General features: G+C 71.1%; 16 protein-coding genes. 10 read left to right on the plus strand and 6 right to left on the minus strand.

Translation table 11 applies throughout. The features are described 5' to 3' along the window. Positions 1-149: 149 nt before the first annotated feature. From G5C66_RS24830 to G5C66_RS24845, 4 genes are all read left to right on the plus strand, one after another. A complete protein-coding gene (locus G5C66_RS24830) occupies positions 150-1,490 on the plus strand; it encodes an alpha/beta hydrolase family protein (protein ID WP_165114304.1) in 1,341 nt (446 codons plus the stop codon). A gap of 139 nt (positions 1,491-1,629) precedes the next feature. After that, on the plus strand, positions 1,630-2,766 hold the full coding sequence (gene pdhA, locus G5C66_RS24835; RefSeq protein ID WP_165114307.1) for a pyruvate dehydrogenase (acetyl-transferring) E1 component subunit alpha: 1,137 nt from the start codon (positions 1,630-1,632) through the stop codon (positions 2,764-2,766). Further along, positions 2,763-3,740: an alpha-ketoacid dehydrogenase subunit beta gene (locus tag G5C66_RS24840; RefSeq protein ID WP_165114310.1), complete on the plus strand. Its 978-nt coding sequence runs from the start codon at positions 2,763-2,765 to the stop codon at positions 3,738-3,740. Before pdhA ends, G5C66_RS24840 begins: the two co-directional genes overlap by 4 nt. Further along, complete coding sequence (locus G5C66_RS24845; RefSeq protein ID WP_165114313.1) at positions 3,734-5,053, plus strand: dihydrolipoamide acetyltransferase family protein; 1,320 nt, start codon at positions 3,734-3,736, stop codon at positions 5,051-5,053. Before G5C66_RS24840 ends, G5C66_RS24845 begins: the two co-directional genes overlap by 7 nt. 87 nt (positions 5,054-5,140) lie before the next feature. Here G5C66_RS24845 and G5C66_RS24850 read toward each other — a convergent pair whose 3' ends face one another. From G5C66_RS24850 to G5C66_RS24870, 5 genes are all read right to left on the minus strand, one after another. Beyond that, positions 5,141-6,790 (minus strand): ABC transporter permease, encoded by a 1,650-nt coding sequence (locus G5C66_RS24850; RefSeq protein ID WP_206444531.1) that lies wholly within the window; start codon positions 6,788-6,790, stop codon positions 5,141-5,143. Then, positions 6,787-7,722 (minus strand): ABC transporter ATP-binding protein, encoded by a 936-nt coding sequence (locus tag G5C66_RS24855; protein ID WP_165114315.1) that lies wholly within the window; start codon positions 7,720-7,722, stop codon positions 6,787-6,789. Before G5C66_RS24855 ends, G5C66_RS24850 begins: the two co-directional genes overlap by 4 nt. Before the next feature lie 55 nt (positions 7,723-7,777). Further along, positions 7,778-8,449: a TetR/AcrR family transcriptional regulator gene (locus G5C66_RS24860; protein ID WP_165114318.1), complete on the minus strand. Its 672-nt coding sequence runs from the start codon at positions 8,447-8,449 to the stop codon at positions 7,778-7,780. A 47-nt stretch (positions 8,450-8,496) separates the two neighbouring features. Then, positions 8,497-9,402, minus strand: a complete 906-nt coding sequence (locus G5C66_RS24865; RefSeq protein WP_165114321.1) for an exonuclease/endonuclease/phosphatase family protein — start codon at positions 9,400-9,402, stop codon at positions 8,497-8,499. Positions 9,403-9,502: 100 nt separating this feature from the next. Further along, complete coding sequence (locus G5C66_RS24870) at positions 9,503-11,050, minus strand: carboxyl transferase domain-containing protein (RefSeq protein ID WP_165114324.1); 1,548 nt, start codon at positions 11,048-11,050, stop codon at positions 9,503-9,505. A gap of 118 nt (positions 11,051-11,168) precedes the next feature. Between G5C66_RS24870 and G5C66_RS24875 the strand changes: the two genes are divergently transcribed. The 6 genes from G5C66_RS24875 to nagB all read left to right on the plus strand — a co-directional run bounded on the left by G5C66_RS24875 (position 11,169) and on the right by nagB (position 17,500). After that, positions 11,169-12,296, plus strand: coding sequence for an LLM class flavin-dependent oxidoreductase (locus tag G5C66_RS24875; protein ID WP_165114326.1), 1,128 nt, complete (start codon positions 11,169-11,171; stop codon positions 12,294-12,296). 364 nt (positions 12,297-12,660) lie between these two features. Then, positions 12,661-13,116 carry an HNH endonuclease gene (locus G5C66_RS24880; protein ID WP_241248841.1) on the plus strand — a complete coding sequence of 152 codons (456 nt, stop codon included), beginning with the start codon at positions 12,661-12,663 and terminating at the stop codon, positions 13,114-13,116. An 89-nt stretch (positions 13,117-13,205) separates the two neighbouring features. Next, positions 13,206-14,324 carry an ROK family transcriptional regulator gene (locus tag G5C66_RS24885; RefSeq protein ID WP_165114328.1) on the plus strand — a complete coding sequence of 373 codons (1,119 nt, stop codon included), beginning with the start codon at positions 13,206-13,208 and terminating at the stop codon, positions 14,322-14,324. After that, entirely contained in the window at positions 14,324-15,781 is a 1,458-nt protein-coding gene (locus tag G5C66_RS24890; protein WP_165114330.1) for a glycoside hydrolase family 3 N-terminal domain-containing protein, read from the plus strand. The genes G5C66_RS24885 and G5C66_RS24890 overlap by 1 nt, the downstream gene beginning before the upstream one ends. Then, positions 15,778-16,701, plus strand: a complete 924-nt coding sequence (locus G5C66_RS24895; RefSeq protein WP_165114332.1) for an ROK family protein — start codon at positions 15,778-15,780, stop codon at positions 16,699-16,701. The genes G5C66_RS24890 and G5C66_RS24895 overlap by 4 nt, the downstream gene beginning before the upstream one ends. A 1-nt stretch (position 16,702) precedes the next feature. Next, on the plus strand, positions 16,703-17,500 hold the full coding sequence (gene nagB / locus G5C66_RS24900) for a glucosamine-6-phosphate deaminase (protein ID WP_165114334.1): 798 nt from the start codon (positions 16,703-16,705) through the stop codon (positions 17,498-17,500). Positions 17,501-17,517: 17 nt separating this feature from the next. Here nagB and G5C66_RS24905 read toward each other — a convergent pair. Next, the coding region (locus G5C66_RS24905) for a hypothetical protein (protein ID WP_206444533.1) at positions 17,518-17,793 on the minus strand (276 nt) is incomplete at its 5' end.

The raw sequence follows: 17,793 nt of genomic DNA on the forward strand, positions 1-17,793 counted from the left end.
TCCTGAGCTGGGGCGGGCGCGTCCAACTTACTAAGCGCTTGCTTAGCTGTCTATGGGGTGTTTGTGGATGGTGCCCTTGACAGCGGTGAAGGCCGTCTCCAAAATCAACAGGAATCCTGTCAATCAGGTTTCGTCAAAGGAGATGGCTCGTGCGCCTCACTCGATCGCTAACCCTCGCCGCCTCGTTGTGCGCCGGCTTGGTCGCCTCATCGCTCGGCCCCGCGGCGGCTGCCGACACCGCGTCCACCACGCTCACCGGCTCGCTGCCCAACGGAACCACCTGGCAGGCCGAGGTGCCCGAGAACTGGGACGGCACGACCGTCCTGTTCTCCCACGGCTTCCGGATGGGCTCGGAGAATCCCGCCTGGGACACCGGCTTCGCGCCGACCGCGCAGGCGCTGGTCGACCGCGGCACGGCGGTGGTCGCCTCGTCGTACGCCACCACCGGTTGGGCCCTCGGCACCGCCGTGCAGGACCAGATCGACGCGCTGACGGCGTTCGAGGCCGAGGCCGGGGACTCCGAGCGGGTGATCGCGATGGGCCGGTCGATGGGCGGCCTCGTCACCAGCCTGATCGCCGAGCGTCCGGATGCCGGCGTGGACGCCGCGGTCAGCACCTGCGGGCTCGTGGGCGGCGGCGTGGCCCTCAACAACTACCAGCTCGACGCCGCGTACGCCGCGGTGCGGCTGCTCGCGCCGGACGCCGACGTCCCGCTGGTCGGGTTCACCTCGCCCGATGAGTCGCAGGCGACCGTCGACACGATCGCGAAGGCGCTCGACGAGGCGGCGGGCAGCGCGCAGGGACGTGCCCGGGTCGCGCTGGTCGCGGCGCTGCTGAACACACCGACCGAGCTGCCGGGCGTCGACCAGGACGACCCCGAGGAGCTGGCCGCGGCGCAGGCCGAGCTGGTCCGTACGACGCTGCCCGAGGTGATCCGGCGGCGCAGCGCCATCGTGAACGCGGCCGGAGGCGACAGCGGCTGGACCGCCGGGGTCGACTACCAGCAGTTGCTGCGCCGGTCCGCCCAGCAGGACCAGGTCCAGGCCCTCTATCGCGGCGCGGGGCTGGACCTGGGCGCCGACCTCCGCCGGCTCACCCGGACCGCCGACATCGAACCCGACGCCGACGGCCTGCGCTGGATGAGCCGGACCTCGGTGCCGACCGGCGACCTGCAGGTGCCGGTGCTCGCGACCCACACCCTCGTCGACGTGCTGGCGCCGGTCGAGTACCACGAGGAGTACGCCGAGACCGTGCGCGAGGCCGGCAACTCCTCACTGCTGCGCCAGGCCTACGTCGACGCCGTGGGCCACTGTGTCTTCTCCGTCGCCGAGGACCTCGCCGCGGTCGAGGCCGTCGAGCACCGGCTCGACACCGGACGCTGGGGCATCGCCGCTACCGCGGAGGCGCTCGATGCTGCCGCCGAGCGGCACGGCGAGGGACGCTACGTACGCTTCCGGCCGGCCGAGTTCGTGAACGACCGCACCTGGTGATCCGGGTCTTCGCGCTCGCTTGAGCCCCCTTCCCTCACGCCGGGCGGGTACCGTGTGGCTATGCCGATGTGCCACGGATCACAAGTCCGTGATCGGCATAGCCAGCGGTGGCAACCCCACCCCGTGTGAAGGAAGCGTGATGACTGAATTTCTGGATCCGAGTCCCAGCCACACCGACATGGTGCAACTGCTGAACCCCGAGGGAGAACGGGTCTCGCACCCGGACTTCGAGTTCTCACCCGACCGACCTGAGGACGAGGCCGTACGCGGCTTCTACCGCGACATGGTGCTGACCCGCCGCCTCGACGTCGAGGCCACCGCGCTGCAGCGCCACGGCGAGCTGGGCCTGTGGGCACAGCTGCTGGGCCAGGAGGCTGCGCAGATCGGCGCGGCCCGCGCGCTCGCACCCCAGGACTTCGTCTTTCCGACCTACCGCGAGCACGGCGTGGCCTGGTGCCGCGACGTCGACCCGATGCAGCTGCTCGGACTGTTCCGGGGCACCGACCAGGGTGGCTGGGACCCCGACGAGCACAACTTCGGGCTCTACACGATCGTCATCGGCGCCCAGACGCTGCACGCGACGGGTTATGCGATGGGCGTGCAGATGGACGGCCTGGTCGGCACCGGTGACCCGACCCGCGACATGGCGGTCGTCGCCCACTTCGGCGACGGTGCCTCCTCGCAGGGCGACGTCAACGAGGCGATGGTCTTCGCGGCGTCCTACAACGCCCCGGTCGTCTTCTTCTGCCAGAACAACCAGTGGGCCATCTCCGAGCCGGTCGAGCAGATGGTCAAGGTGCCGCTCTACAAGCGCGCCCAGGGCTTCGGCTTCCCCGGGATCCGCGTGGACGGCAACGACGTGCTGGCGACGTACGAGGTGATGAAGTCGGCGCTCAAGCGGGCCCGAGAGGGTGGCGGGCCGACGATGATCGAGGCCTACACCTACCGGATGGGCGCCCACACGACCACGGACGACCCGACGCGTTACCGGCTCTCCGACGAGGTCGAGGCCTGGAAGCTCAAGGACCCGATCGCCCGGGTGGAGGCCTACCTTCGCCGCGGCGGCGGCGCCTCGACCTCCTTCTTCGCCAAGGTGGAGGCCGAGGCCGACGAGCTCGGCGAGCGTCTCCGCGCCGGCATCCACGCCCTGCCCGAGCCGGATCCCGTACGCCTCTTCGACAACGTCTACACCGAGCTGCCGCCCGAGCTGCAGGAGCAGCGTGACGGCTACGCGGCGTACCTCTCCTCCTTCGACCTCGAGGGGGCCTCGCGATGACCAAGATGACGCTGGCGAAGGCGCTCAACGCGGGGTTGCGGCGGGCGATGGAGGACGACGACAAGGTCGTCCTGATGGGCGAGGACATCGGCCGGCTCGGCGGTGTCTTCCGGATCACCGACGGGCTGCAGAAGGACTTCGGCGAGGCCCGCGTCGTCGACACGCCTTTGGCAGAGTCGGGCATCGTCGGCACGGCGGTCGGGCTCGCTCTGCGCGGCTACCGGCCGGTGGTGGAGATCCAGTTCGACGGGTTCGTCTACCCGGCCTACGACCAGATCGTGTCGCAGGTGGCCAAGCTCCACTACCGGAGTGGTGGGCGGGTCGCGATGCCGATGGTCATCCGGATCCCGTTCGGCGGCGGCATCGGGGCCGTGGAGCACCACAGCGAGTCGCCGGAGGCGCAGTTCGCGCACACCCCCGGGCTCAAGGTCGTGGCCTGCTCGGAGCCGGTCGACGCCTACTGGATGATCCAGCAGGCGATCGCACATCCCGACCCGGTCATCTTCCTGGAGCCGAAGCGGCTCTACCACTCGACCAAGGCCGAGATCGACGTCGAGGCGACCCCTGGTCCGCTGTTCGCCTCGCGGGTTCTGCGGGCCGGCTCGGATGTGACGGTGCTGGCGTACGGGCCCACCGTGAAGACCGCGCTGACCGCCGCCGAGGCGGCTGCGGGGGAGGGCAAGTCGCTCGAGGTGATCGACCTGCGCACGCTCTCTCCACTCGACATGGCCCCGGTCTACGAGTCGGTGCGGCGTACGGGGCGGGCGGTCGTCGTCCACGAGGCCCACGTCAACCTCGGCCTCGGCGCCGAGCTCGCCGCCCGGATCACCGAGACCTGCTTCCACTCGCTGGAGGCGCCGGTGCTCCGCGTGGGCGGGTTCGACACGCCCTACCCGCCGGCGAGGGCGGAGGAGTACTTCCTCCCCGATCTCGACCGGGTCCTCGACGCCGTCGACAGGAGCCTCGCATGGTGACCTCCCACGAGTTCAAGCTGCCCGACGTCGGCGAGGGGCTCACCGAGGCCGAGATCGTCGAGTGGCACGTCGCCGTCGGCGACGTCATCAAGGTCAACGACCCCGTCTGCGACATCGAGACCGCCAAGTCCGTCGTCGAGCTCCCCTCGCCCTACGCGGGCGTGGTCCAGGAGCTCCTCGTCGAGGTCGGCACCGAGATCCAGGTCGGCACGCCGATCATCCGTATCGGTGACTCCGTCGTGCCGTCAGCCCCGTCGCCCGAGACGTCAGCCCCGCAGGCCGAGGCGTCAGCCCCGCAGGCCGAACCCGCGAGCGGTGCCGAGACCGACACTGCCGCCGACGAGCACGAGCAGCCGCTCACGCTGGTTGGGTACGGCTCCAAGGAAGACGCGGTCGTACGCCGCAACCGCACCGTCTCCGCGCCGGCAGCCGCCGCCGGCACCGGTGTGCTGGCCAAGCCGACCGCCCGGAAGCTGGCGCGGGACCTGGGTGTCGACCTGGCGACCGTGACCCCGGAGCGCGAGGACGGGGTGATCACCACGGCCGACCTGGAGGCGCTGGCGAACGCCCCGGCCCCGTCGGAGACCCCGGCCACGTCGACCGGTGGTGAGCGTCGTGAGCCGATCAAGGGCCTGCGCAAGCAGATGGGTCAGGCGATGGTCGACTCGGCGTTCACGCTGCCGCACGTGACCATCTGGACGACGGTCGACGTCACCCGCACCTCCGAGCTGGTCTCCGGCCTCAAGGCCAACCGCGACTTCGCCGACGTCCGGGTCAGCCCCCTGCTGATCGTGGCCAAGGCGACGCTCCTGGCGATGCGACGTACGCCGATCATCAACTCCTGGTGGGATGAGGCCGCCCAGGAGATCGTGTTCAAGGAGTACGTCAACCTCGGCATCGCCGCGGCCACCCCCAGGGGCCTCCAGGTGCCGAACGTGAAGGGCGCCGACCGGATGTCCCTGGTCGAGCTCGGGGCCGCGATCAACGAGCTCACCGACGTCGCCCGCACCGGGAAGACCCCGCCGGCCGACCAGGCCGGCGGCACGTTCACGATCACCAACATCGGCCCGTTCGGCATCGACGGCGGCGCCCCGATCATCAACCCGGGCGAGTCCGCGATCCTCTCCGTCGGCGCGATCAAGCGCCAGCCCTGGGTGGTCGGCACCGGTGACGACGAGCGCATCGAGCCCCGCGACGTCTGCACCCTCGCCCTCAGCTTCGACCACCGCCACATCGACGGCGAGGCCGGCTCCCGCTTCCTCGCCGACGTGGCCAGGATCGTCGGCGACCCGAGCACGGCCCTGTTGTTCTGACCTCGCCGAGACGTCAGCAACGCCGGTCGAGTGGGCACTCAGGTGCCCACTCGACCGGCGTACGTGACGCCTCGGCCGCGGTTGGGGTCAGGCGGGGATGTCCCGGCGGCGGAAGCCGAGGAAGGCGGCGACCAGCAGCACCAGCGCGACGGCGCTGAGGCCGATCATGTGCGAGGCCTCGATCGGCTCCTGCGGGTAGCGGCCGACCCACCAGATGGGTGAGATGCCGGAGACGGCGTCGGGGAGGTCGAAGAGCGGTCCGAACATCCCGGTGATGCAGGTGAACGCGAACAGGGCCCAGATGACCGGGGTGATCTTGGGGATCCAGGCGTAGAGGGCCGCGGTGAGAGCCATGAAGACCGCGACGGCCGGCAGGAACGCTGCGCCGCCCTTCAGGAACGTCTCGACCTCGACCTCGCCGTTGACCAGCGCGCCCACCCACAGCGCGAGGGCGCCCGAGATCATGGTGAGGACGAGCGCGCCCACGGCCACGACCACGAGGTGCGCGGCGAACCAGCGACTGCGCGAGACCGGCTTGGCCAGCGTGATCTCCAGCCGGCCCTCGGTCTCCTCCGACTTGGCGCGGAGCGTGGTGGCGATCGCGTAGCCGGAGGCGGCCAGCGCGGCGTACAGGATCATGACTGCCAGGAAGCCGGTGAGCGGGTCGTCGCCGAACATCTTGGCCGCTTCGGGGTTGGCGGCGGCGAGGTCCTTGACCATGTCCTCGACGCCTTCGCCGAGGTAGGTGCCGGTCGCCCCGAACATCACGAAGGTGCCGAGGAACCACCAGAACAGAGCCGTACGCTGCTGGCGCCAGGCCATGCCGAGCGGGGACGAGAGCATCCCGCTGGCCTGGGCCCGGCCGGAGCCGCCGGCGAGCAGCGCCCCGTCGAAGTCGCGCTTCGAAGCCAGGAAGGCCCCGAGGGCGAGCAGCACGAGGACCGTCACGACGCTCAGCGCCAGCGGCCACCAGCGCAGGTCGACGTACGCCCGCATCTGCTGCGTCCATGCGATCGGGGAGAGCCACGAGAGCCAGGTGCCGTGCTCGCCGGGCCCGGCCTGGAGGTCACCGATGCCGCGCACCAGCACCGAGACGCCGAGCACCGCCAGGGCGAGGCCGGTGGCACCGCGCCCGTGCGTGGTCAGCTGCGAGGTGACCAGGGCGACCGCGGCGAAGACCAGGCCGCTGACCGCGATCGCGGTCGACAGCGCGAAGGTGTCCTCGACCGCGAGGTCACCCGCGGAGACCAGCAGCGCGCTCCCGAGCACCGCGAAGACGACGTTGACGATGACGACCGTCAGCAGCGAGGCGGCGACGGCGGCGTGCCGTCCGACCGCGCCGGAGCGGACCAGCTCCGCGCGTCCGCTCTCCTCCTCCGCGCGGGTGTTGCGGACGACCTCGAACATGTTCATGACTCCGAGGAGCGCGATCATCCACAGCGTCATCTCGTTGGCGAACATGGCGCCGATCGTGTAGTCGTCGAGCCCGTAGTTCGGCCCGCCGAGGAACACCGATGCCGGCTGCTGCATCAGGTCCGCGCGCCCCTGCCGATCCTCGGCTGTGGGGTAGACGGTGCTCAGTGCGGTGACGAAGTAGGCGTACAGCGCGAGCAGCGAGACCGTCCAGACCGTCAGCCGGACGCGGTCGCGCCGCAGCATGAACCGGGTCAGGTGCCAGGTGCCGGCGAAGGAGTCCAGGGGCGTACGCCGCGGCATGGCCGGAGCGAGCACACTCATCGCGCGTCCTCCGTCTCGATGACGTCGCCGTAGTGGCGCATGAAGAGCTCCTCGAGCGAGGGCGGGGTGACCGTCAGGCCGTGTACGTCCAGGTCGGTCAGGGTCTTCATGACCTCGCCGACCGCGTGGTTGTCCACGTCGAAGGCGACCCGGGTGCCGGCGCCGTTCTGGCTGGTCTCCAGATCGTTGACGGCCTGCAGCCCGCTCAGCGCGGACGGGTCGCCGCCGATGGTGGCGACGACGGAGGAGCGGGTCAGGTGGCGCAGCTCGTCGAGCGTGCCGGACTCGACCGCGACCCCGGCACGGATGATCGTGACGGTGTCGCAGACCTTCTCGACCTCGCTGAGGATGTGGCTGGACAGCAGCACCGACGAGCCCTCGGCCTTGGCCTCCCTGGCGTACTCGGTGAAGACGGCCTCCATCAGCGGGTCGAGGCCGGAGGTCGGCTCGTCGAAGATGTAGAGGTCGGACTCGTCGAGGAACGCGGCGACCAGGGCGACCTTCTGCCGGTTGCCCTTGGAGTAGGTGCGTGCCTTCTTGGTCGGGTCGAGCTGGAACCGCTCCAGCAGCTCGGCCTTGCGTGCCCTGCGGCGGGCCGTGCCGCCCGGCTTCAGGCGGGTGAGGTAGTCGATGCACTCGCCACCGGTGAGGTTGGGCCACAGCGACACGTCGCCGGGGACGTACGAGATCCGCTTGTGCAGCTGGACCGCGTCACGCCAGACGTCGCCGCCGAAGAGGCGGGCGGTGCCGGCGTCGGCGCGCAGCAGCCCGAGCAGGATCTTGATGGTGGTGGACTTGCCGGCGCCGTTGGGGCCGAGGAAACCGGCCACCTGGCCGGGCCGGACGGTCAGGTCGAGGCCGTTGAGCGCCTTGAAGGAGCCGAAGGACTTGTGCAGGCCCGCGATCTCGACCGCGGGGGTGTTGTCGGACATGGAAACTCGCTTCCGCGTTGGGAGGACAGGAGGACGTACGCCGACGGGCTGGGCGTCACTCGGACGCGGGCTCCGTGGCGGTGTCCTGCGGCGGGTCCGGGACGTAGAGCAGGTATTCGTCGAGCATCCGGCGGGTGGTGAAGAAGCCCTCGGAGTAGAGCTCGATCATCGGGAGGTAGCTCGTGGCCAGGAAGCCGCGCACCATGCCGCTGATGTCGCTCGGGTCCTTGGGCGGGTTGAGGTTGATCTCGAGCATGAGCGTGCCGAGGGCGGAGAGGACCAGGTAGCGGGCACGGGCCGCCTCGTCCCGGCTGGGCTTGATCAGTCCGGCCTCGACGCCGTGCTTGGTGTAGCCGACGGCGTCCTCGATCATCTGCTCGATGAAGGTGCGCCCGACCGGCCCGCCGTCCTGCAGTGAGCGGATGACATAGCCGAGCATCGGTGCGTACTCGTCCGCGGCGGCGAACCGGTGCAGGATGCTCTGGCCCGACGCGAGCTCGTCGATCGTCTCGTTCTTCGCTGCCCGGATCTCGGCGAGCACCGCCTCGTCGCACTCCGCGTGTAGCTCGTCCTTCGAGCCGAAGTGGTGGATCACCAGGGCCGGGCTGACCCCGGCGTCGGTGGCGATCGACCGGACCGAGGCACCGAAGCCCTCACGAGCGAACCGCAGCACGGCCGCGTCGCGGATTCGCTCGCGGGTGCTCGGATCGGCAGGGGCTGAACGCATGTTCAATGCTAAACACGTGTTCAGCCCCCGCGCAAGGGGTCAGCCGATCAGTTGCTGGCCCAGCTGAAGTCGACCGCGATCGGGAAGTGGTCGGAGAGCATCAGCCCCGAGCCGTCCTCGCGGAAGTCGGCGTCGAGGTTGCGGTAGGACGTGGCGCTCAGGTCGATGCCCCCACCGTCGCGGTAGAGCACCTTGTCGACGACCTCGCACTCCGCCGGCGGGTTCGAGCTCGGGCAGCCCAGGGCAGGGCTGCCACGGTCGGGCTCGTCGCCGCCGCGTACCAGCTCCACCCAGGCGTCGGTGAGGCCGTTCGCGGCGGCGAAGTCGGAGATCCGGTCGCCCTCGGTCGTGTAGCGGGTGTTGGTGTCGCCCATGACCAGGACGGCGTTGCCGGCGGAGTGCTCGGAGATGTACGCCGTGAGCTGCTCGAGGTTGCCGCGACGAGCGGCCTCGTCGAGGCTGTCGTCGCCCGCGTCGGCGTGCAGGTTGTAGACGTCGACCCAGGTGTCCGGGGCGATCTGCGCGCGGTGGAAGGTGAAACCCTTCGGGGTCAGGCAGTCGGCCTGGTTGATCCAGCAGTCGTCCCAGGTGACGCGGTCGAGGGCTTGGTACGGCTGGTGGTGCAGGCTGTTCAGCCCGCTCCCGAACGGCACCCCGCCCGAGGTCGGCGTGCGGTGGGCGTGCACGTCGGTCTCGTAGAGGTAGGCGTGGTAGTTGAAGTCCTCCTGGACGTTGACGATGTCGAACCCGGCGATCCGCCGGCCGATCTCGTTGGTGGCGCTCTTGCGAGGTGTCGGGGCGCTGGACAGGAACTCCGGCAGGCCGGCGATGTTGTACGTCAGCGCGCTGAAGCTCCCGTCCTGGGCCTGCGCGGGCGTGGTGCCGAGGAGGGGGAGGGTCGCGGCGAGCGAGGTCGCGGCGGCGAGGGTGAGAAGACGCTTGATCTGAGGCACGAGAAACTCCGATCGAGTGTGGGGGTTGCTGGGCTCGTGACGAGCCCACCCATCGTGGCGGAGTTCGTGGTGCGTGTCCGCAGATCTCCCGCGTACGTCCTCAGCCCGCGTAACGAGCGGCGCGAGCGGTCGGTTCGCCGGGGCCCGAGGTCAGCAGCGCGAGCAGCTCGTCCTCGAGGACCGTGCCGACCCGGCGGCAGAACGCCTCGGGCTCGTCGGCGGCGTCGGGGGACTCCACGACGATCCGGTCCACCACGCCGATCCGCTGGAGGTCGACGGCGAGCACCCGCTGGGCCTCGGCCATCTCGGCCGCGTGGTCGGAGTCGCCGTGGACGATCGCGCTCGCGCCCTCCGGCGGCAGCGGGGAGAGCCAGGCGTGCTGGGCGGCGACCACCCGGTCGGCGGGAAGGAAGGCGAGCGCGCCGCCACCGTTGCCCTCGCCCAGCATCAGGCTGAGCGTCGGGGTCTCGACGTTGACGAGTGCTCCCAACGTACGCGCGATCTCGCCGGCGATGCCGCCGTTCTCGGCCTCCGGGGAGAGTGCGGCGCCCGGGGTGTCGATGACGGTGACGACGGGGAGCCCGAGGCCTGCGGCGAGCTTCATCCCGCGCTGCGCCTCGCGCAGCCCTTCCGGGCCGAGCGGCTGGTGCGCCTGCTCCCGCCGGTCCTGCGCCAGCACCAGGCACGGTGCCGACCCGAACCGCGCCAGCGCGATGATCAGGCCCGGGTCGCGCTCGCCCTGGCCGGTGCCGTTGAGGGGGACGACGTCCGCGGCCGCGATCCGGAGCAGCGCCCGGGCGCCCGGCCGGTCGGTCCGTCGGGAACGGGTGATCGCGTCCCAGGTGTCGACGTCCGCTGGTCGAGCCGCGAGGCCGCCTGCGGCCGAGCGTGTCGAGACCGACACGGTCGGGTCCGTGCTCGAGGGGACTGTGTTGGTCTCGACACGCTCGCTGGCGCTCGCGGCTCGACCAGCGGGGGGACGGAGGGCCAGGATCCCCAGGACCCGGTCGACGAGCCCGGCGAGCTCGTCGGGAGGTACGACGCCGTCGACGAGGCCGTGAGCGAAGAGGTTCTCCGCGACCTGCACGCCGGAGGGGAACGGACGGCCGTTGAGGACCTCGTAGACCTTCGGCCCGAGGAAGCCGAGGAGAGCCGCGGGCTCGGCGACGGTCACGTGGCCCAGCGATCCCCAGGAGGCCATCACGCCGCCGGTGGTGGGGTGGCGCAGGTAGACGAGGTAGGGGAGGCCGGCCGCCTTGTGACGGGTGACCGCCTCGGCGATGCGCACCATCTGCACGAACGCCGGCGTGCCCTCCTGCATCCGGGTGCCGCCCGAGGCCGGACCGGCCAGCAGCGGCAGTCCCTCGCGCGTCGCCCGCTCCACGGCTGCGATCAGCCGCTCGGCCGACGCACGCCCGATCGATCCCGCCAGGAACCGGAACTCGGAGAGCACCACAGCCACGCGACGTCCCGCGATCCGGGCCTCGCCGGTGACCACCGACTCGTCCGTCCCGGCGCGCTCGCGGGCGCGCGCCAGGTCGGCGGCGTACGCCTCGGGGATCTCGCCGTACGACGGCGGCGTGTCCCACGACGTCCAGGTCCCGGCGTCGAGGACGAGGTCGATCAACTCGGCAGAGGTCAGGCCCATGCCCGGACCATACCCCGAGTTGGCTCATTGGCTGAGCCTGTGTTCATCCACGGATACGCGACGAATAGTCGATAAAGTCGATTAACATTCATGAGCAGACCTCACGAAGGAGTCCGGAATGACCGTCCCCCACGCCCCCGAGTTCCTCTGGTACCTGCCCAACTTCGTCGAGACCGGCCACCGCGGCGACACCGCCTCGGCCGAGGAGGGCTACGGGACCCTCGACTACCAGGTCGGGCTCGCCGAGGCCGTCGAGGACGCCGGCTGGACCGGCGCGCTGCTCGGCACGAGCTGGGGGAGACCCGACACCTTCACGGTCGCGACGGCCCTGGCCGCGCGGACCACGACCTTCGAGCCGCTCATCGCGATCCGCCCCGGCTACTGGCGTCCGGCCAACTTCGCCACGTCGGCCGCGACCCTCGACCAGCTCAGCCGCGGCCGGGTGCGGGTCAACATCGTCTCCGGCCAGGACGACCTCGCCGCCTACGGTGACCGCGAGGAGTCGCGCGCCGCCCGCTACGCCCGCACCAAGGAGTTCATGCGGCTGGTGCGACGGCTGTGGACCGAGGAGGACGTCACCTTCGACGGCGACCACTTCCAGGTCGCCGGCTCAACCATCACCCCGCGCCCGTACGCCACCGACACCCGCCCGCATCCACGGCTCTACTTCGGCGGCGCCTCCCCGGAGGCCGAGGCGGTGGCCGCGACCGAGGCGGACGTGCAGCTCTTCTGGGGTGAGCCGCTGGACGGCATCGCCGAGCGGATCGAGCGCCTGCGCGGCCTCGAGCGGTCGTTGGAGCGTGATCTCGCCCCGCTCGAGTTCGGGCTGAGGATCACCACGCTGATCCGCGACACCCGTGAGGAGGCCTGGCGTGACGCCGAGGAGAAGGTGCGCCGGATGGCCGACAACGTCGGCGACCGCGAGTTCCGGCGCAGCGGACGGGCGGCCGTCGGGCAGAGTCGCCTTCTCGACCTCGCCGACCGCGGCGACGTGCTCGACGACTGCCTCTACACCGCGCCCGGGCGGTATGGAGGCGGTGGCGCCGGCACCACCTGGCTGGTCGGCTCCGCGGACGACGTCGCCGCCGCGCTCGGTCGCTATCGGGAGCTCGGCGTGACCCACTTCGTCCTCTCGGACACGCCCTACCGGACCGAGGTCGCCCGCGTCGGCGAGGCGCTGATCCCGCGGCTCCGGGACGGCAAGCAGGTCGCGCTAACAGCCTCAAACGGCGTACGTCGGGCGTAGTTAACCGGAAAGACACGCTCCTGACCTGCGAAAACCGTTGGTGGCTGACGGGTGTTCGCTCTATTCTGGTAGCACCCGGTATCGCCACCGGGCGAAATAGACCTGACCAATTGAAGGGCCCACGCATGAGCACGCAGCACTCGACCACCGCCCCGGCGGCGTGGTCGCTGACCGCTGCGCACGAGCGCGACCCTCATGCCCGCGGGAGCCGACAGTGACCTGGGTGCATAGCCGCACCGGATCACTCCGGGCCGCTCCTGCGAGACATGTCTGTCTCGTCGGGGCGGCCCTTTTTGTTTCTGTCCAGCGCTTCCGTCCGATCTGCACGCGATCTCTATCCGACTCTCCTGGGAGGTAACCGATTATGACCACGACCATGGGCGCCGTGACCCTGTATAACGCCTCCTTCGAGCCGCTCGGGAGGGTCTCCTTCAAGCACGCCGTGCGGATGCTGTTCCGTGAGGTGGCGGTGGTCCACGAGCAACAGGGCGACAAGATGATCGGGCCGCATCCATGGCCCAAGGCGGTGCGGCTGGTGCGCTACATCGCCATGCACTGGATGTACCGGCCGGCCGGCTACTCCCGCGAGGGAGTGCTCAAGCGCGACCATCATCGTTGTGCCTATTGTGGCGGCCACGCCCGCACCATCGACCATCTGCTGCCACAGTCCCGCGGCGGCAGATGGACGTGGATGAACACCGTCGCGGCCTGCGGCAAGTGCAACGGCCGCAAGGGCAATCGCACACCCGAGGAGGCCCACATGGCTCTCCGGATCGAGCCGTACGTCCCGACCCGCGCGCAGCTCGCGGCCATCGTCTGAGCGACGATGTGCCGTTTTCTGCCCGCGGGGTGGGCAAATTCGCCGCGTCGACTTGACGCATCATTAATAAGTACGATGGACTAACAAACATGTCCAAGGCGAGGCGCCGTACGTTGCGGCCGATCGGGAAATTGCTGCAGGAGGATGCGCGGCGCCATCACCGTTCTCTGGTGCTCCAGCACCTCTTCGCGGTGGGGCCTGCGAGCCGCGCCGATCTGGCTCGAGCCTCCGGCCTGACCCGGGCGACGGTCTCCGATCTGGTCGGCAGCCTGCTCGACGACGGGTTGGTCGAGGAGCTCGGGGCGCCGGTCGAGAGCCGGGTCGGGAAGCCGCCGATGCTGGTCGGGCTCGCCGCCGACTCGCGGCACATCGTCGCCATCGACGTCTCCGGTGACGACCAGGTCGCCGGAGCCGTCCTCAACCTGACCGGCGACGTCGTCCACCACACCACCAGGTGCCGGGAGGGACGCACCGGAAGCGATGCGGTCCGGCTGGTGAAGGAGATCGTCACCGAGCTGATCGCGAGCACCGAGCGACCGATCCTCGGCATCGGGATCGGCAGCCCCGGTGTCGTCTCGGCCGACGGCACCGTGGTCGCCGCGCCCAACCTGGGCTGGACCGATGTCGCCCTGGCCGAGCAGGTGCACCGCGAGACCGGCCGACCGACGTACGTCGCCAACGACGCCAACACGGCGGTGCTGGGGGAGTACACCTTCGGCCAGTCCGGAGACGGCGGCCTCATGCTCGTGCGGGTCGGCACCGGTGTCGGTGCGGGGCTCGTGCTCGAAGGGGCTCTGCTCCACGGGTTCGTGGACGCGGCCGGTGAGGTCGGGCACGTGACGGTCGACCCCGAGGGCCCGCTGTGCGCATGCGGTCGCACCGGCTGCCTGGAGACCTTCCTCGCGGTCCCGCGTCTGCGGGAACGCCTCGAGACGGCCCACGACGACGCGCTCGTGGAAGCCGGAGAACACCTTGGAAAGGCATTGGCGCCTGTGGTCGGAACCCTCAACCTTCACGAGCTGGTCCTCTCCGGACCGGCCGATCTGCTCGACGGACCGCTGCGCGAGACCGCCGACCGCATCATCCGCGAGCGGACGATGCCGGTCAGCGGCGAGCCGCTCGAGTTCCGTACGTCGACGCTCGGCGAGGACGTCGTCATCGTCGGCGCCGCGGTGCTCGTCCTCGCCGGAGAGCTGGGGGTGTCGTGATGCCCCCTGAGACCGCCGTCGAGACCCTGGCTCTTCGTGTCCAGGTGCCCGCGTTCGCCGGCGCGACGCTGCCCGCCGACTACGCCGACCTGCTCCGCGCCGGCCTGGGCGGGATCTGTCTGTTCGGCAGCAACACGGCCGCCGGCGAGGAGTCCGTACGCAGCCTCTCGGCCGAGATCCGGTCCGCCTCCGCCGAGGGCGGTTGGACCCCGGTGATCACCATCGACGAGGAGGGTGGTGACGTCACCCGGCTCGAGGCGCTCACCGGGTCCTCCGTGCTCGGTGCAGCAGCGCTCGGTGCGGCCGACGACCTGGCGCTGACCGAGGAGACCGGCCGGGCGATCGGGGTGCGGCTGGCTCGCGCGGGCATCAACCTCGACCTGGCTCCCGTCGCGGACGTGAACTCCAACCCCGACAACCCGGTGATCGCGACCCGGTCGTTCTCCCGCGACGCGGGCGTCGCGGCCAAGCACGTGGCGGCGTGGGTGAAGGGCCTGGAGTCGACCGGGGTCGCCGCCTGCGTCAAGCACTTCCCCGGCCACGGCGACACCGGACAGGACAGCCATGTCGATCTTCCCGTCCTCGACGCCGACCTGGCGACGCTCCGCGAGCGTGAGCTGGTCCCGTTCCTGGCGGCGGCCGACGCCGGTGCGGCCTCGGTGATGACCTCCCACATCGTCGTGCCGGCGCTGGACCCGGAACTGCCGGGCACGCTCTCGGCGCCGGTGCTGGGCTTGTTGCGCGAGCTGGGCTACGAGGGTCCGATCGTCTCCGACGCCCTCGACATGGCAGGCGCCTCCGAGCCCCGAGGCATCCCGGCGGCCGCGGTGCTCTCGCTCCAGGCAGGTGCCGACCTGCTCCTCCTCGGCCCCGACAAGCCCACCTCGCTGGTCCACGAGACGGCTGCCGCGATCGTGGCCGCGGTCGAGTCCGGTGACCTCGCGCTGGAGCGGCTCCAGGACGCCGTCGCGCGCGTCGACCGGATGCTCGCCGACCTCGCCGACCGCACCGCGGCGCGGCAGGGGACCGACGGCGAGCTCGACCCGCGGTTCGAGGAGCGCTCGGTCGAGGGAGCCCGCCGTGCGCTCGCCGCGGCCAGTGACCTCACCGGGATCCCGGATCTTGCCGGTGCCCGAGTGGTGACCGTCGACACCGAGGCCAACATCGCCGTCGGCGACGTGCCCTGGGGGCTGCCACCGGACCTCGTCGTCCGCCCCGGCGACCCGCTCCCCGAGTTCCCCGATGCACCGCTGATCGTGCAGGTACGCGACGCCCACCGGCGTCCCGAGGTCGGCCGGACCGTGGCCGAGCTGCGGGGCGCGGCGGTGCTGGTGGAGTGGGGGTGGCCCGGGACGTACGACGGGGCGGCGGTGCCACGGTTGTGTCCGCAGGGCTACTCGCTGCCCGGCGTGGCGGCCGTGACCGAGATCCTTCGACGAGCGGGTTGGGACAAGTGAACGGCTCACGGATCGGCCTCGACATCGGCGGCACCAAGATCCACGGCATCGCCATCGGCCCCGACGGCGCGGTGCTGGCCGAGGACCGTGCCGCCACCACGCCCGGCCCCGAGGGCGTCGTGAAGAGCGCGGCCGCGGTGGTCGCGAGCCTGCGCGAGACGCTCGAGGGTGGCGAGATCAGCTCGATCGGGGTCGGCATCCCGGGCATCGTCGACACCCGAGCGGGCACCGTGAAGCATGCGGTCAACCTGGGCCTGGACGGCGAGGCGTTCCCGCTCGCGGCGCTCCTCGGCGCGCGGACGGGGGCGGTCGTCACCCTCGAGAACGACACCAACGCGGCCACCCTCGGCGCCCACGCGGTCGAGGACGTCGACGACCTGGTCTACCTCTCCCTCGGCACCGGGCTGGCCGCCGGTCTCTACCTCAGCGGGGCGCTCCGCCGCGGCTTCCACGGCGCCGCCGGCGAGGTCGGACACCTTCCGGTCGACCCGGAGGGCCCGGTGTGCGGGTGCGGGCAGCGCGGCTGTCTCGAGCTCGTCGCCTCGGGCGCCGCGCTGGCGGCCGCCTGGCCGACGACCACCGGCCACCCCGCCGCGGCGCTCTTCGCGGCCGCCGCAGCGGGCGACCCGGCGGCCGTCACGGTCCGGGACAGGTTCGCCGACGGCGTCGCCGCGGCCGTACGCGCCCTCGCCCTCGCCGTCGACCCCGAACGGGTCGTCATCGGCGGAGGGGTCGCCGCCGTCGGCGAGCCGCTGCGGGAGGCGATCGCGGTCGCGCTGGCGAAGCAGGCCGAGACCTCGCCGTTCCTGGCTTCCCTCGAGCTCGCCTCGCGTCTGCGCGTGGTCTCGTCCGCACCCGTCGCCGCCATCGGCGCCGCCCTGATCACCCCGATCGCTCCGATCACCCCGACGAAGGACTGACATGGAAGTAGTTGTCCTCGACACCGCCGCCGAGGTGGCATCCCTCGCCGCGGACACCATCGAAGACGTCGTACGCCGCCGGGCGGCCGCCGGCACCCCTGCGGTGCTCGGTCTGGCCACCGGCTCGACGCCGCTGGCGACGTACGAGGAGCTCATCCGGCGTGCCCGGTCAGGGGGCGGGCCGTCCTACGAGGGTGTGCAGACGTTCAACCTGGACGAGTACGTCGGGCTCCCCGACGGCCACGAGCAGTCCTACCTTGCGACCATCCGGCGGGAGTTCACCGACGCGATCGGCATCCCGCCCGAGCGGGTCCACGGGCCCGACCCGACCGAGGACACGCTGCCGACGGCCGGGGAGCGTTACGAGGCGGCGATCGTCGCGGCCGGCGGGATCGAGGTGCAGATCCTCGGCATCGGCTCCGACGGTCACCTCGCCTTCAACGAGCCCGGCTCGTCGCTGGCCTCCCTGACCCGGATCAAGACGCTCACCGCCAGGACGCGGAAGGACAACGCCCGCTTCTTCGGATCGCCCGACGCGGTGCCGCACCACGTACTCACCCAGGGGCTCGGCACCATCACCCGAGCCGGTCACCTGCTGCTCCTCGCCACCGGCGAGGGCAAGGCCGAGGCGGTCGCAGCCGCGGTCGAGGGCCCGGTCTCGGCGACCTGCCCGGCCTCGGTCCTCCAGCTCCACGGCCACGTCTCCGTGCTGCTCGACGAGGCTGCCGCCTCCCGCCTCGTACGCCGCGACTACTACCGCGAGGTCTACGCCGGGAAGCCGGACTGGCAGGGGCTCTGAGGCTCGCTCAGGCCTGCCTACTTGCTGACGCAGGCCTGAGCGGCGCCCTGGGAGACGTTGCCGTTCTCGCTGAGGGAGCGGACCTGGATGCAGACCTTGCTGGCGCCGTGGAGGCGTACGACCGCCTTGGGCTGGCTCACGTTGCCGCTGGTGGAGTTGTCGCCGACCCACTTGTAGCCGGTCGCGCCGGGGACGCCGGACCAGGTGAAGACCGCGCGGTTGCCCTCGAGCGTGCCCTTGACCTTGCCGGGGGCGGCGGGGCCGGTGACGCCGGGGAGGTCGGTCTCGACGGG

Origin of the sequence: Nocardioides turkmenicus (assembly GCF_011045035.1) — a bacterium.
Lineage (GTDB): Bacteria > Actinomycetota > Actinomycetes > Propionibacteriales > Nocardioidaceae > Nocardioides > Nocardioides turkmenicus.

What these genes read in the sequence shown, in the direction of transcription:
- G5C66_RS24850 (WP_206444531.1), bottom strand. Translation starts at nt 6,790, where the DNA reads ATGAGTGTGCTCGCTCCGGCCATGCCGCGGCGTACGCCCCTGGACTCC.
- G5C66_RS24855 (WP_165114315.1), bottom strand. Translation starts at nt 7,722, where the DNA reads ATGTCCGACAACACCCCCGCGGTCGAGATCGCGGGCCTGCACAAGTCC.
- G5C66_RS24845 (WP_165114313.1), top strand. Translation starts at nt 3,734, where the DNA reads ATGGTGACCTCCCACGAGTTCAAGCTGCCCGACGTCGGCGAGGGGCTC.
- G5C66_RS24875 (WP_165114326.1), top strand. Translation starts at nt 11,169, where the DNA reads ATGACCGTCCCCCACGCCCCCGAGTTCCTCTGGTACCTGCCCAACTTC.
- G5C66_RS24860 (WP_165114318.1), bottom strand. Translation starts at nt 8,449, where the DNA reads ATGCGTTCAGCCCCTGCCGATCCGAGCACCCGCGAGCGAATCCGCGAC.
- G5C66_RS24840 (WP_165114310.1), top strand. Translation starts at nt 2,763, where the DNA reads ATGACCAAGATGACGCTGGCGAAGGCGCTCAACGCGGGGTTGCGGCGG.
- G5C66_RS24885 (WP_165114328.1), top strand. Translation starts at nt 13,206, where the DNA reads ATGTCCAAGGCGAGGCGCCGTACGTTGCGGCCGATCGGGAAATTGCTG.
- G5C66_RS24890 (WP_165114330.1), top strand. Translation starts at nt 14,324, where the DNA reads ATGCCCCCTGAGACCGCCGTCGAGACCCTGGCTCTTCGTGTCCAGGTG.
- G5C66_RS24880 (WP_241248841.1), top strand. Translation starts at nt 12,661, where the DNA reads ATGACCACGACCATGGGCGCCGTGACCCTGTATAACGCCTCCTTCGAG.
- pdhA (WP_165114307.1), top strand. Translation starts at nt 1,630, where the DNA reads ATGACTGAATTTCTGGATCCGAGTCCCAGCCACACCGACATGGTGCAA.
- G5C66_RS24870 (WP_165114324.1), bottom strand. Translation starts at nt 11,050, where the DNA reads ATGGGCCTGACCTCTGCCGAGTTGATCGACCTCGTCCTCGACGCCGGG.
- nagB (WP_165114334.1), top strand. Translation starts at nt 16,703, where the DNA reads ATGGAAGTAGTTGTCCTCGACACCGCCGCCGAGGTGGCATCCCTCGCC.